The organism is Pseudomonas sp. TMW 2.1634 (genome assembly GCF_001703595.1).
GTDB classification, from domain to species: domain Bacteria; phylum Pseudomonadota; class Gammaproteobacteria; order Pseudomonadales; family Pseudomonadaceae; genus Aquipseudomonas; species Aquipseudomonas fragi.
Genome location: NZ_CP016849.1, coordinates 4,912,055 through 4,924,790 on the forward strand (window position 1 = coordinate 4,912,055; position 12,736 = coordinate 4,924,790).

14 protein-coding genes are annotated in these 12,736 nt (G+C 58.8%); all 14 read left to right on the plus strand.

Features of this window, described 5'->3' with window-relative positions; all coding sequences use genetic code 11:
- The 14 genes from iscA to der all read left to right on the plus strand — a co-directional run bounded on the left by iscA (position 1) and on the right by der (position 12,653).
- Positions 1-324 carry an iron-sulfur cluster assembly protein IscA gene (gene iscA, locus BFC21_RS23415; protein ID WP_016779604.1) on the plus strand — a complete coding sequence of 108 codons (324 nt, stop codon included), beginning with the start codon at positions 1-3 and terminating at the stop codon, positions 322-324.
- Between the two features lie 8 nt (positions 325-332).
- Positions 333-854, plus strand: a complete 522-nt coding sequence (gene hscB, locus BFC21_RS23420; RefSeq protein ID WP_088379058.1) for a co-chaperone HscB — start codon at positions 333-335, stop codon at positions 852-854.
- A gap of 50 nt (positions 855-904) precedes the next feature.
- Positions 905-2,767: a Fe-S protein assembly chaperone HscA gene (gene hscA, locus BFC21_RS23425; protein ID WP_088379059.1), complete on the plus strand. Its 1,863-nt coding sequence runs from the start codon at positions 905-907 to the stop codon at positions 2,765-2,767.
- A gap of 3 nt (positions 2,768-2,770) precedes the next feature.
- Positions 2,771-3,112, plus strand: a complete 342-nt coding sequence (gene fdx / locus BFC21_RS23430) for an ISC system 2Fe-2S type ferredoxin (protein ID WP_016779606.1) — start codon at positions 2,771-2,773, stop codon at positions 3,110-3,112.
- 12 nt (positions 3,113-3,124) lie between these two features.
- Positions 3,125-3,325 carry a Fe-S cluster assembly protein IscX gene (iscX, locus tag BFC21_RS23435; RefSeq protein ID WP_016779607.1) on the plus strand — a complete coding sequence of 67 codons (201 nt, stop codon included), beginning with the start codon at positions 3,125-3,127 and terminating at the stop codon, positions 3,323-3,325.
- 94 nt (positions 3,326-3,419) lie between these two features.
- Positions 3,420-3,845 carry a nucleoside-diphosphate kinase gene (gene ndk / locus BFC21_RS23440; RefSeq protein WP_016779608.1) on the plus strand — a complete coding sequence of 142 codons (426 nt, stop codon included), beginning with the start codon at positions 3,420-3,422 and terminating at the stop codon, positions 3,843-3,845.
- 28 nt (positions 3,846-3,873) lie between these two features.
- The gene (gene rlmN / locus BFC21_RS23445) at positions 3,874-5,022 is read left to right on the plus strand and encodes a 23S rRNA (adenine(2503)-C(2))-methyltransferase RlmN (RefSeq protein WP_016779609.1); all 1,149 of its coding nucleotides are present in this window, start codon (positions 3,874-3,876) and stop codon (positions 5,020-5,022) included.
- A gap of 12 nt (positions 5,023-5,034) precedes the next feature.
- Positions 5,035-5,793: a type IV pilus biogenesis/stability protein PilW gene (gene pilW, locus BFC21_RS23450; protein WP_120266558.1), complete on the plus strand. Its 759-nt coding sequence runs from the start codon at positions 5,035-5,037 to the stop codon at positions 5,791-5,793.
- The gene (locus tag BFC21_RS23455; protein ID WP_120266559.1) at positions 5,793-6,794 is read left to right on the plus strand and encodes a RodZ family helix-turn-helix domain-containing protein; all 1,002 of its coding nucleotides are present in this window, start codon (positions 5,793-5,795) and stop codon (positions 6,792-6,794) included. The genes pilW and BFC21_RS23455 overlap by 1 nt, the downstream gene beginning before the upstream one ends.
- A 3-nt stretch (positions 6,795-6,797) precedes the next feature.
- A complete protein-coding gene (ispG, locus tag BFC21_RS23460; RefSeq protein ID WP_086795918.1) occupies positions 6,798-7,907 on the plus strand; it encodes a flavodoxin-dependent (E)-4-hydroxy-3-methylbut-2-enyl-diphosphate synthase in 1,110 nt (369 codons plus the stop codon).
- 22 nt (positions 7,908-7,929) lie between these two features.
- The gene (gene hisS / locus BFC21_RS23465) at positions 7,930-9,219 is read left to right on the plus strand and encodes a histidine--tRNA ligase (RefSeq protein WP_016779612.1); all 1,290 of its coding nucleotides are present in this window, start codon (positions 7,930-7,932) and stop codon (positions 9,217-9,219) included.
- A 40-nt stretch (positions 9,220-9,259) separates the two neighbouring features.
- On the plus strand, positions 9,260-9,901 hold the full coding sequence (locus tag BFC21_RS23470) for a tetratricopeptide repeat protein (protein ID WP_095005002.1): 642 nt from the start codon (positions 9,260-9,262) through the stop codon (positions 9,899-9,901).
- The gene (gene bamB / locus BFC21_RS23475) at positions 9,894-11,045 is read left to right on the plus strand and encodes an outer membrane protein assembly factor BamB (RefSeq protein ID WP_016779614.1); all 1,152 of its coding nucleotides are present in this window, start codon (positions 9,894-9,896) and stop codon (positions 11,043-11,045) included. The genes BFC21_RS23470 and bamB overlap by 8 nt, the downstream gene beginning before the upstream one ends.
- A 138-nt stretch (positions 11,046-11,183) precedes the next feature.
- The gene (gene der, locus BFC21_RS23480) at positions 11,184-12,653 is read left to right on the plus strand and encodes a ribosome biogenesis GTPase Der (protein WP_016779615.1); all 1,470 of its coding nucleotides are present in this window, start codon (positions 11,184-11,186) and stop codon (positions 12,651-12,653) included.
- Positions 12,654-12,736 lie beyond the last annotated feature (83 nt).

Sequence of the window (12,736 nt, forward strand, 5' to 3'; positions counted from 1 at the left end):
ATGGCTATCAGCATGACAGAAGCGGCTGCGCGACACATTCGCCGCTCCCTTGATGGGCGCGGCAAAGGTGAGGGGATTCGTCTGGGTGTTCGCACCACGGGCTGTTCCGGTCTTGCCTATGTGCTGGAGTTTGTCGATGAAGTGGGTGAAGAAGACCAGGTCTTCGAAACCCACGGCGAAAAAGTGATCATTGATCCGAAAAGCCTGACCTACCTCGACGGTACCGAACTGGACTTCGTCAAGGAAGGCCTGAACGAAGGCTTCAAGTTCAATAACCCTAACGTGCGCGGTGAGTGTGGCTGCGGCGAAAGCTTCAACATCTGAGGCTAGTCGTGGGTACTCCTTGTCATTTTGCTTTGTTTGAGCTGCAACCGGGTTTCAATCTGGACCTCGATCAGCTGGCTGTGCGTTATCGAGAGTTGGCGCGCGGTGTTCACCCGGATCGTTTTGCCGATGCTTCCGAGCGCGAGCAACGTCTGGCGCTGGAACAGTCCGCCAGCCTCAATGAGGCCTACCAGACACTCAAAAGCCCTGCCAAGCGCGCGCGTTATCTGCTGGCGTTGAAGGGTGGCGAGTTGCCGCTGGAAGTTACGGTGCACGATCCCGAGTTTCTGATGCAGCAGATGCAGTGGCGCGAAGAACTTGAAGATTTGCATGACAGCGCCGATATGGCCGGTATTGCAGCATTCAAGCGTCGACTGAAAGTCGCTCAGGCACACCTGAACGACAGCTTCGCTGCTTGTTGGGATGACGCTGCGCAACGCGAACAGGCCGAACGCCTGATGCGCCGCATGCAGTTCCTCGACAAGCTCACTTACGAAGTGCGCCAGCTAGAAGAGCGCCTCGACGATTAACTCCGTGCTTCCCTGATGGCACGCCTGATTACAGATAAGTCCTGATTACGATGGCCCTACTGCAGATCGCCGAACCCGGCCAAAGTCCTCAACCGCACCAGCGTCGTCTGGCTGTGGGGATCGACTTGGGCACTACCAATTCGCTGGTCGCTGCGTTGCGCAGCGGCCTTTCCGAGCCTCTGGCCGACGCAAATGGCAAAGTCATTCTGCCGTCTGCGGTGCGCTATCACGCTGATCGCGTCGAGGTAGGTGAGTCGGCGCGTCTGGCGGCCTCCAGCGATCCGTTCAACACCGTGCTGTCGGTCAAGCGCCTCATGGGTCGTGGTCTGTCCGACGTCAAGCAATTGGGCGAGCAGCTGCCTTACCGCTTTGTTGGCGGTGAGTCGCACATGCCGTTTATCGACACGGTACAGGGCCCGAAAAGCCCGGTTGAAGTGTCGGCTGAAATCCTCAAGGTGCTGCGTGAGCGCGCCGAAAAGACCCTGGGTGGCGAGCTGGTAGGGGCGGTAATTACTGTTCCTGCGTATTTCGACGATGCCCAGCGCCAGGCCACCAAGGACGCAGCCAAACTGGCCGGCCTTAATGTGCTGCGCCTGCTCAATGAGCCGACCGCTGCGGCGGTGGCCTATGGTCTGGATCAGTCTGCTGAAGGCGTTGTCGCCATTTATGACCTGGGCGGGGGCACGTTCGATATCTCGATCCTGCGCCTGACCGGCGGTGTGTTTGAAGTCTTGGCCACCGGCGGCGACAGTGCCCTGGGTGGCGATGACTTCGACCATGCGATCGCCAGCTGGATGGTGGCAGAGGCCGGTTTGTCGGCCGACCTCGATCCGGGCACCCAGCGTACCTTGCTGCAGGCCGCTTGCGCCGCCAAAGAAGCGCTGACCGATGCGTCCTCTGTAACCGTTGCCTTTGGTGACTGGCAGTCAGAGCTGACCCGCGAAGCCTTCGATGCGCTGATCGAGCCAATGGTGGCGCGCAGCCTCAAGGCTTGCCGCCGTGCCGTGCGCGACGCCAATATCGAGATTGATGACGTTCAGGCCGTAGTGATGGTGGGCGGTTCGACCCGCGTGCCTCGCGTGCGCGAAGCCGTCGCCGAGATGTTTGGCCGCGAGCCGCTGACCGATATCGACCCTGATCAAGTGGTTGCCATTGGTGCTGCGATCCAGGCTGATACCCTGGCCGGCAACAAGCGTGATGGTGGCGAGCTGCTGCTGCTTGATGTGATTCCCCTGTCCCTGGGTCTTGAGACCATGGGCGGCCTGATGGAAAAGGTCATCCCGCGCAACACCACGATCCCGGTGGCGCGCGCGCAGGACTTCACCACCTATAAAGATGGCCAGACGGCCATGATGATTCATGTGCTGCAGGGCGAACGCGAGCTGATCAGCGATTGCCGTTCCCTGGCGCGCTTTGAATTGCGTGGCATTCCGCCGATGGTGGCCGGTGCCGCGAAAATTCGCGTGACCTTCCAGGTGGATGCCGATGGTCTGCTCAGTGTGTCGGCCCGCGAGCTGGGCTCAGGTGTTGAAGCCAATATCCAGGTCAAGCCGTCCTACGGCCTGACCGACGGCGAAATTGCCAAAATGCTCAAGGATTCGTTCCAGTATGCCAGCGACGACAAGGTCGCCCGCGTATTGCGTGAACAGCAGGTGGATGCCCAGCGCCTGATCGAGGCCGTGCAAGCAGCCCTCGAAGTCGATGGCGAGCGTTTGCTGGATGCCGAAGAGCGCATGGTCATCGAGCTGCAGATGCAGGAACTGTCCGAATTGTTGAAAGGCACCGATGGTTACGCCATCGAGCAGCAGACCAAGCGTCTGTCGCAAGTGACCGATGCCTTTGCTGCCCGACGCATGGACTTGACCGTCAAGGCCGCCCTGTCGGGTCGCAACCTGAATGAAATCGAGGAATAACTGATGCCGCAGATCATTTTTCTGCCACACGCCGAGCATTGCCCGGACGGTATGGTTGTAGAGGCTGAGACCGGCAAGACCATTCTCGAAGTGGCCCACGACAACCACATCGAAATCGAAAGTGCCTGCGGTGGCGTCTGTGCCTGCACCACGTGTCACTGCGTGATTCGCGAGGGTTTCGACTCGCTGAATGAGGCTGACGAGCTGGAAGAGGACTATCTTGATAGAGCCTGGGGCCTGGAAGCGACTTCGCGCCTGAGCTGTCAGGCCCGCGTTGGCACTGAAGACCTTACCGTCGAGATTCCGAAATACTCGCTCAACCATGCTGCCGAAGCGCCGCACTGATAAGGAATTGGCATGAGCCTTAAATGGGTTGATGTGCAGGAAATCGCCATCCAGCTGGCTGAAGCTCACCCGGATGTCGATCCGCTCTCGGTGAATTTCGTCACGCTGCGCAATCTGGTCATGGCGTTGCCGGAGTTCGACGATATCCCTGATCGGGGTGGCGAGAAGGTTCTCGAAGCCATCCAGGGTTTGTGGATCGAAGAAGCCGACTAAGCTTGTAAACGACGTAATTATGCAACGCCCAAGAACCCGCGTATAATTCGCGGGTTTAATTTTTCGCTTAAATCACTGTTTCTGGAGTTACACCATGGCTGTTCAACGTACTTTCTCCATCATCAAGCCTGACGCCGTTGCTAAAAACGTTATCGGCAAGATCGTTACCCGTTTCGAAGACGCTGGCCTGAAGGTTGTAGCTTCCAAACTGAAGCAACTGTCCAAAGCTGAAGCTGAAGGCTTCTACGCTGAGCACAGCGAGCGCGGCTTCTTCGGCGACCTGGTTGCTTTCATGATCTCCGGTCCTGTTGTTGTTCAGGTTCTGGAAGGCGAAAACGCTATCGCTCTGAACCGCGAGCTGATGGGCGCTACCAACCCTAAAGAAGCAGCTGCCGGCACTATCCGCGCTGATTTCGCTGAATCCATCGACGCTAACGCTGTTCACGGCTCCGACTCGGAAGCCGCTGCTGCACGCGAAATCTCGTACTTTTTCGCAGCTACTGAAGTAACCACTCGCTAAGTATTGGCTTGTGAGTGAGGGTGAAGACATGATTGCAACGACTGGCAAAACCAACCTGTTGGGTTTGACTCAACCGGAAATGGAGAAATTCTTCGACTCAATCGGGGAGAAGCGTTTCCGTGCCGGTCAGGTCATGAAGTGGATTCACCACTTTGGCGTCGATGATTTCGACGCCATGACTAACGTCAGCAAGGCCTTGCGCGACAAGCTCAAGGCTATTGCTGAGGTTCGTGGGCCTGAAGTCGTCAGCGAGGACATCTCCAGCGATGGCACCCGTAAATGGGTGGTGCGCGTAGAGTCCGGCAGCTGCGTCGAGACCGTTTATATTCCCTCGGGCAAACGTGGCACCTTGTGCGTTTCGTCCCAGGCTGGCTGTGCCCTGGACTGCAGTTTCTGCTCCACCGGCAAGCAAGGCTTCAACAGCAACCTCACCGCCGCCGAAGTGATCGGCCAAGTGTGGATTGCCAACAAATCCTTTGGCAGCGTCCCGGCAACCATCGACCGTGCCATCACCAACGTGGTGATGATGGGCATGGGCGAGCCGCTGCTGAACTTCGACAACGTCATCTCTGCCATGCACCTGATGATGGATGACCTGGGTTACGGCATCTCCAAGCGCCGGGTAACCCTGTCTACCTCCGGCGTGGTGCCGATGATCGATGAGCTGGCCAAGCACATCGACGTCTCCCTGGCGTTGTCGCTGCATGCACCCAATGACGCATTGCGCAGTCAACTGGTGCCGATCAACAAGAAGTACCCGCTGGCCATGCTGCTTGATTCCTGCCGCCGCTACATGGCGACCCTGGGCGAAAAGCGCGTGTTGACCGTGGAATACACCTTGCTCAAGGACGTGAACGATCATGTTGATCACGCCCGCGAAATGATCGAGCTGCTAAAAGACACACCGTGCAAGATCAACCTGATCCCGTTCAACCCGTTCCCGCATTCCGGCTATGAGCGCCCGAGCAACAACGCCATTCGCCGTTTCCAGGAGCTGTTGCAGCAGGCCGGCTACAACGTGACTGTGCGCACTACCCGTGGTGAAGACATCGACGCGGCGTGCGGGCAGCTGGTAGGTCAGGTCAATGACCGTACCCGCCGCAGTTCGCGGCTGATCGCGGCCCGTGAGCTGAGTGCCGACGCCGATACAGCGCAAAACGCTGCCTCTGCGCCCTGAGAGAGGACATCCATGATCCTGCGCGCTGCGCTTCCGGTCGTTTTGGTCAGCTTTTTGGCTGGCTGCGTGTCATCGGGTGATTCAGGCCCGATGGCTGGCGACAAAGGGCGTAGCGAGGCGCGTCAGGCTTATGTTCAGCTGGGGCTGGGCTATCTGCAGCAAGGGCTGACCGAACAGGCCAAAGTCCCTTTGCGCAAGGCTCTTGAACTCGACAAGAACGACCCGGACACCAACGCCGCACTGGCCTTGGTGTTTCAGGCCGAAATGGAGTTTGCCCTGGCCGAACAGGCCTTCCGGACCGCGCTCAACGGTCGGCCTGGTGATGCCCGGATCCTCAATAATTACGGCAGTTTCCTGTTTCAGCGTCAGCGCTATCAGGAAGCCAGCGAGCAGTTTCAAAAAGCGGCGGCAGACAACCTTTACCCGGAACGCTCCCGTGTCTACGAAAATCTGGGTATAACGTCCCTTGAGTTGGGGCAGCGTGAAACGGGGCGCCAGCAGCTTGAAAAAGCCCTGCGCCTGAACCCTCGGCAACCCCGTGCACTGCTTGAAATGGCCGAGATGGCCTATCAGGACAAGCAATATGTGACGGCACGAGACTTTTACGATCGTTTTAGCCTGCTTAGCGGGCAAAATGCACGTAGTCTATTGCTCGGTGCGCGATTGACGAGTGTTTTCGACGAGCGTACCCCAACTGCCAACCCTGGCCAGCAACTACAACGACTCTATCCCGGCACGCCGGAATATCAGCAATACCTGTCGGAGCAATGATGAAAGCGGCGCAACCCGAAGTTCTAGCAGCGACTCGTGTCAATCCCGGTGAGACCCTGCGTCAGGCCCGTGAAAATAATGGCTGGACGCTGGCTGAAGTCGCCTTGAAACTCAATCTCACGGCCAGCTCCCTGAGCAACCTTGAGACGGGCGCGTTCGACAAGCTGCCCGGGCATACCTTTGCCCGCGGCTACATCCGCGCCTATGCCAAATTGCTGGGCATGGACCAGGCAGCCCTGGTGCGTGAATTTGACCTGTACACCGGCACTGATGCCAACGGCAGCAACGTGCACAGCCTGGGTCGCATAGAAGAGCCGGTGCGTGTGTCGCATACCATCTTGCGTATCGTCAGCCTGTTGCTGCTGATTGCCGTAATCGGTGGCGGCTTTATCTGGTGGCAAGACCAGACGTCCATGCGCGCCAAGGATCTGATTGGCCTGGCCCCGGAACACGTGGAAGTCGAAGGCGCTGACGGCACAACCCGCATTCATCCGCTGGACGAGCCTGAAGACCAGGCAGTCGCCGAGGCCAAGGCCGAAGGCGAAACCCCACCAGTGACCGAAACGATGCCAGAGCAGGGCGCAACCACCGCACTGGCGCTGCCGGGTGCTGCACCCGCTGAGTCCCAGACGCCAGCCGCCACTGCAGCTCAGCCTGCTCCTGTAACGGCACCTGCACCTGCACCTGCTGCTGTTACGCCGGTAGCGGCACCTGCAACGCCAGTCGCACCTGCACCCACGGCCAGCGCCCCGGTTGCCGGTGCTGGCAAGGTAAGCGTGCAATACACCGCTGATTGCTGGACTCAAGTCACCGACGGCACGGGCAAAGTGCTGTTTGGCGGGTTGAAGCGCAAGGGCGAAAATCTAGAAGTGAGCGGCAAGCCACCACTGAGCTTGCGCCTGGGCTATGCCCGCGGTGCTCAGGTGAGCTACAACGGCCAGCCTGTGGACGTCGCTCCTTTCACCAGTGGCGAGACTGCTCGCCTGAAGTTGGGTCAATAAGTCATGCACGGCGAATCACCAATCAAGCGTCGCGAATCGCGCAAAATCTGGGTCGGCAATGTACCCGTAGGTGGCGATGCCCCTATTGCTGTACAGAGCATGACCAACAGTGACACCAATGACGTCGCTGCAACCGTTGCGCAAATCAACCGTCTGGAAGCTGCGGGCGTCGATATCGTGCGGGTTTCCGTGCCGGATATGGACGCGGCCGAGGCGTTTGGCCGGATCAAGCAACTGGTCAAGGTGCCATTGGTCGCCGATATCCACTTCGATTACCGTATCGCCTTGCGCGTGGCGGAACTGGGAGTGGACTGCCTGCGCATCAACCCGGGCAACATCGGTCGTGAAGACCGCGTGCGCGCCGTGGTGGATGCCGCCCGCGATCGCGGCATCCCGATCCGTATCGGCGTCAACGCCGGTTCCCTGGAAAAAGACCTGCAAAAGAAATACGGCGAACCGACGCCGGCCGCTCTGGTCGAATCGGCACTGCGTCACGTTGAGCACCTTGAGCGCCTGAATTTCAAGGACTTCAAGGTCAGCGTGAAGGCCTCCGACGTGTTTATGGCGGTTGAAGCCTATCGCCTGCTGGCCAAGGAAATTGTCCAGCCGCTGCATTTGGGCATTACTGAAGCCGGTGGTTTGCGCTCAGGCACAGTGAAATCTGCCGTGGGCCTAGGTATGCTGCTCGCCGAGGGGATTGGCGACACCATTCGCATTTCCCTGGCTGCAGACCCGGTTGAGGAAGTTAAAGTCGGTTACGACATCCTCAAGTCCTTGCACCTGCGCTCGCGCGGCATCAATTTTATCGCGTGCCCAAGCTGCTCGCGGCAGAACTTCGACGTGGTGAAAACCATGAACGAACTCGAAGTTCGCCTCGAAGACCTGCTGGTGCCGCTGGATGTTGCCGTGATCGGTTGTGTGGTCAACGGCCCGGGTGAAGCCAAGGAAGCCCATGTGGGGCTCACCGGTGGTACGCCCAACCTGATTTACATCGACGGCAAGCCGTCGCAGAAGCTGACGAATGACAACCTGGTGGATGAGCTCGAAAGACTGATCCGGCAGAAGGCGGCCGAAAAGGTCGAAGCTGACGCAGCCGTTATCGCGCGCGGCTAACCAGACGAATAAAGGATTTATTGTGAGCAAGTCTTTGCAAGCCATTCGTGGCATGAACGACATCCTGCCGGAGCAGACGCCTCTGTGGCGTTACTTCGAGAGCAAGGTTTCGCGTTTGCTGGATAACTACGGTTACAAGCAAATCCGTATGCCTATCGTCGAGTTCACCGAGCTGTTCAAGCGCTCGATCGGTGAAGTGACCGATATCGTCGAAAAAGAGATGTACACCTTCGAAGACCGCAACGGCGATTCGCTGACGTTGCGTCCTGAAGGTACCGCTGCGTGCGTGCGTGCGGTGCTTGAGCACGGCATCACCGGCGGTGGCCAGGTGCAAAAACTCTGGTACATCGGCCCGATGTTCCGTCACGAGCGCCCGCAAAAAGGCCGTTATCGCCAGTTCCACCAGATCGGTGTCGAGGTGTTCAACCTTGATGGTCCGGACATCGATGCCGAACTGATCGTGCTGACCTGGCGTCTGTGGGGCGAGCTGGGCATCCGCGATGCGGTCAAGCTCGAACTCAACAGCCTGGGCACCAGCGAAGCCCGTGCGCGCTATCGTGCCGCCCTGGTCGAGTATTTGTCCTCGCGTCTGAGCGAACTGGACGAAGATAGCCAACGCCGTCTCAAATCCAACCCGCTGCGTGTGCTCGACACCAAGAACGCCGATACCCAGGCTGTTCTGGTCGATGCGCCGAAGCTGGTGGACTACCTGGACGAAGAGTCCCGCGTGCATTTCGAGGGCCTCAAGGCGCGCCTCGATGCCGCCGGCATCCCGTACACGATCAACCCGAAACTGGTTCGTGGCCTGGATTACTACAGCAAGACAGTATTTGAATGGGTGACCGATAAACTGGGCGCCCAGGGCACCGTGTGCGCGGGCGGCCGTTATGACGGCCTGGTCGAGCAGATGGGCGGCAAGCCTACGGCCGGTGTCGGTTTTGCAATGGGCATCGAGCGTCTTATCCTGCTGCTCGAAACCCTTGAGCAAATCCCGGAAGAAATCGCACGTCAGGTCGATGTTTACCTGTGTGCTTTCGGTGAGGCCGCCGAACTGGCAGCGCTGGCGTTGAGCGAGCGTGTTCGTGACCAACTGCCGAACCTGCGCCTGCAGATCAATGCCGGTGCGGGCAGCTTTAAAAGCCAGTTCAAAAAGGCTGACAAGAGCGGCGCACTGTATGCGCTGATCCTGGGTGACGACGAATTGGCCCAGCAAGTGGTAGGTGTAAAACCCCTGCGTGGCCAGGGCGAACAACAAACGATTGCCTGGGATGCTCTAGCCGAGCACTTGGCCACCTGCATCGTGCAGGGTTGAAGCTGCAAAACAGCCGATTTAGCGAATAAGGAGTGTTGGGGTGTCGAGTAACGAAGATGATCAGCTGGGCGAGTTGAAAGACTGGTGGCAGCGTAACGGCAAACCCCTGCTGACTGGCGGCTTGCTTGCGCTGGTTGTGGTGTCCGGCTGGCAGCTCTGGCACAAATATCAGACGAATCAGTCGCAAGGTGCGTCGGTTCTCTACCAACAACTGCTGGAAACCACGCTTACCCCTGACGGCAAGCCGGATGTGGCCCGTGTGGCGGATCTGGCCAACAAGTTGAAAAGCGAATACGCAGGCACTGCCTACTCGCAATTTGGCGGCCTGTTCGTGGCCAAGGTGGCGGTGGACAACGGCAAGCTCGATGACGCAGCCGCTGAGCTGAAAGTCATTGTCGACAAGCCGGCTAATGCCACCCTGGGTGAAGTGGCGCGTCAGCGTCTGGCTCAGGTGCTGGCGGCGCAGGGCAAGGTTGACGATGCCCTGAAGCTGCTGGAAGGTGATTCGGACAAGGCATTCCAGGCCAGCCGTGAGGAACTCAAGGGCGACCTGCTGGTGCAGCAGGGCCGTACTGACGACGCGCGCGCAGCCTACGAAAAGGCCAAGGCCGGATTGTCGGATGAAGCAGCAGTAGGCGGCTTGCAAATCAAGCTTGATGACCTGGCCAAAGGGGATGCGTGACGTGATGCGATGGAAACATGCGGCATTGCTGGCTCTGGTCGTTTTGGCCGCGGGTTGCAGCAGCAACAGCAAAAAAGAACTGCCACCGGCTGAGCTGACCGACTTCAAAGAAGAAGTCGTGCTGCAGAAGCAGTGGAGCCGCTCGATCGGTGACGGTCAGGGCAAAACCTACAACATGCTGGTGCCAGCGGTTGAAGGTAATAACATCTACGCCGCTGACGTAACGGGTGTAGTGATGTCTCTGGACCGCATGAACGGCGACGTTGAGTGGAAAAAAGACCTCGATCTGCCGGTATCCGGTGCAGTTGGCCTGGGCTATGGCCTGGTCATGCTCGGCACCTTGCAAGGTGACGTGATTGCCCTGGATTCCAGCACAGGCGAAGAAAAATGGCGCGCTCGCGTCAACAGCGAAGTGCTTGCACCTCCTGCGACCAACGGCGATGTGGTGGTGGTACAGACCCAGGACGATCGTCTGATCGGCCTGGATGCTGACACCGGCAATCAGCGCTGGACGTATGACAGCACGCCGGGCGTTTTGACCTTGCGTGGTACAGGGGCACCCCTGGTGACCAATCACCTGGCCATCGGCGGTTTGTCGACCGGTAAAGTGGTGGCGCTGGACACACGCAACGGCGTCCCGGTGTGGGAGCAACGTGTTGCCATCCCGCAGGGTCGCTCCGAGCTTGAACGCATTGTCGATATCGACGGTGGCCTGCTGTTGTCTGGCGGTACACTGTACGTCGCCAGCTACCAGGGCCGCATGGCGGCGCTGGAAATGGAATCGGGTCGCGTGCTCTGGCAACGTGATGCATCCAGCTATGCCGGTGTCGCACAAGGTTTTGGCAGCGTCTACGTCAGCCTGGCGTCGGGCACTGTAGAAGGCGTTGACGAGCGTTCGACCACCTCACTGTGGAGCAATGATGCTCTGGCTCGCCGCCAACTGTCGGCACCGGAAGTCTTCTCCAGCTATGTGGCGGTCGGTGACATGGAAGGCTATCTGCACCTGCTGAGCCAGGTCGATGGTCGTTTCGTGGGCCGTACCCGCGTTGACAGTGATGGCCTTCGGGCACGTCCGCTGGTGGTCGGTGACATGATTTACGTGTTTGGTAACAGCGGCAAACTGGAAGCCCTGACCATTCGCTAAGGCGTCTATGCTTGAGGCTTCAGGGCCTCGGGCAGCCTTGCTCTGGCAAGGTTTGCGGCACATCTGTGCTGTTCCGAACTCTGGCCGCTGCCTTGCAGCGGCTTTTGTATTTTCTGAAATAACGAAGTGGAGAGCCGCATGGTTCCCGTAATCGCCCTGGTGGGCCGACCAAACGTCGGCAAGTCCACCTTGTTCAACCGCCTGACCAGGACTCGTGACGCCATCGTTGGCGACTTGTCCGGTCTGACCCGTGATCGCCAATACGGTGAGGCCAAGTGGCAAGGGCGTTCCTACATTCTGGTCGACACCGGCGGTATCTCCGGTGACGAGCACGGTATGGACGAAAAGATGGCCGAGCAGTCGCTGCTGGCCATCGAAGAAGCTGACGTCGTTCTGTTCCTGGTAGATGCAAAGGCAGGCTTCACCGCCGCTGACCAGATGATCGGCGAGCACCTTCGCAAACGTAACAAGCGCTCCTATGTGGTCGCCAACAAGGTCGACAACATCGACCCGGACATGGCGCGCGCCGAGTTCGCCCCGCTGGGCATGGGCGACGCGATCCCGATCGCCGGTGCCCACGGCCGTGGTATCACGCAGATGCTGGAAATTGCCCTGAGCAACTTCCCGCGTGACGAAGAAGAGCCGGAAGACGGTGAAGAAGAGGTCGTTCTCGAAGGTGAGGAAGCCAAGCGCATTCCTGGCCCGAGCGAAAAAGACGGCATCAAGATCGCCATCATCGGTCGTCCGAACGTCGGCAAATCGACACTGGTCAACCGCATGCTCGGTGAAGACCGGGTTATCGTTTATGACCAGCCCGGCACTACTCGCGACAGTATCTACATCCCGTTCGAGCGTAACGACGAGAAGTACACGCTGATCGACACCGCCGGTGTGCGCAAGCGCGGCAAGATCCACGAAGAAGTTGAAAAGTTCTCCGTGGTCAAAACCCTGCAAGCGATCAAAGACGCCAACGTGGTGATCTTTGTGATGGACGCGCGTGAAGGCGTGGTTGACCACGACCTCAACCTGTTGGGCTTTGCGCTGGAGGCCGGTCGGGCTCTGGTTATCGCGATCAACAAGTGGGACGGCATGACCCCGAGCGAGCGCGAGTTCGTCAAGGTTGAGCTGACCCGTCGCCTGTTCTTCGTCGACTTCGCCGACATTCACTTCATCTCGGCCCTGCACGGCACGGGCGTGGGTAACCTGTACCAGTCGGTGCAGAACTCCTTCAAGTCGGCGGTCACCCGCTGGCCGACCAACCGTCTGACCCAGATCCTGGAAGACGCAGTCAGCGAGCACGCGCCACCGATGGTCAACAGCCGCCGGATCAAGCTTCGTTATGCTCACTTGGGTGGTGCTAACCCGCCGATTATCGTGATCCACGGTAACCAGGTTGAGAAGGTGCCGAAGTCTTACGTCCGTTATCTCGAAAACACCTACCGTCGTGTCTTGAAGCTGGTCGGTACGCCGATTCGCATCGAGTTCAAAGGTGGCGAGAACCCGTACGAAGGCAACAAGAACTCGCTGACCGACCGTCAGGTCAACAAGAAACGCCGCATGATGTCGCACCACAAGAAAGCCGAGAAAAATCGCAAAGACAAGCGCTAACCGCGCAGGCTCAAAGCGTAATGAGAAAGGGTCCGAAAGGACCCTTTTTCGTGTCCGGCGTTTGGGCTATCCTCGGTGGGTCC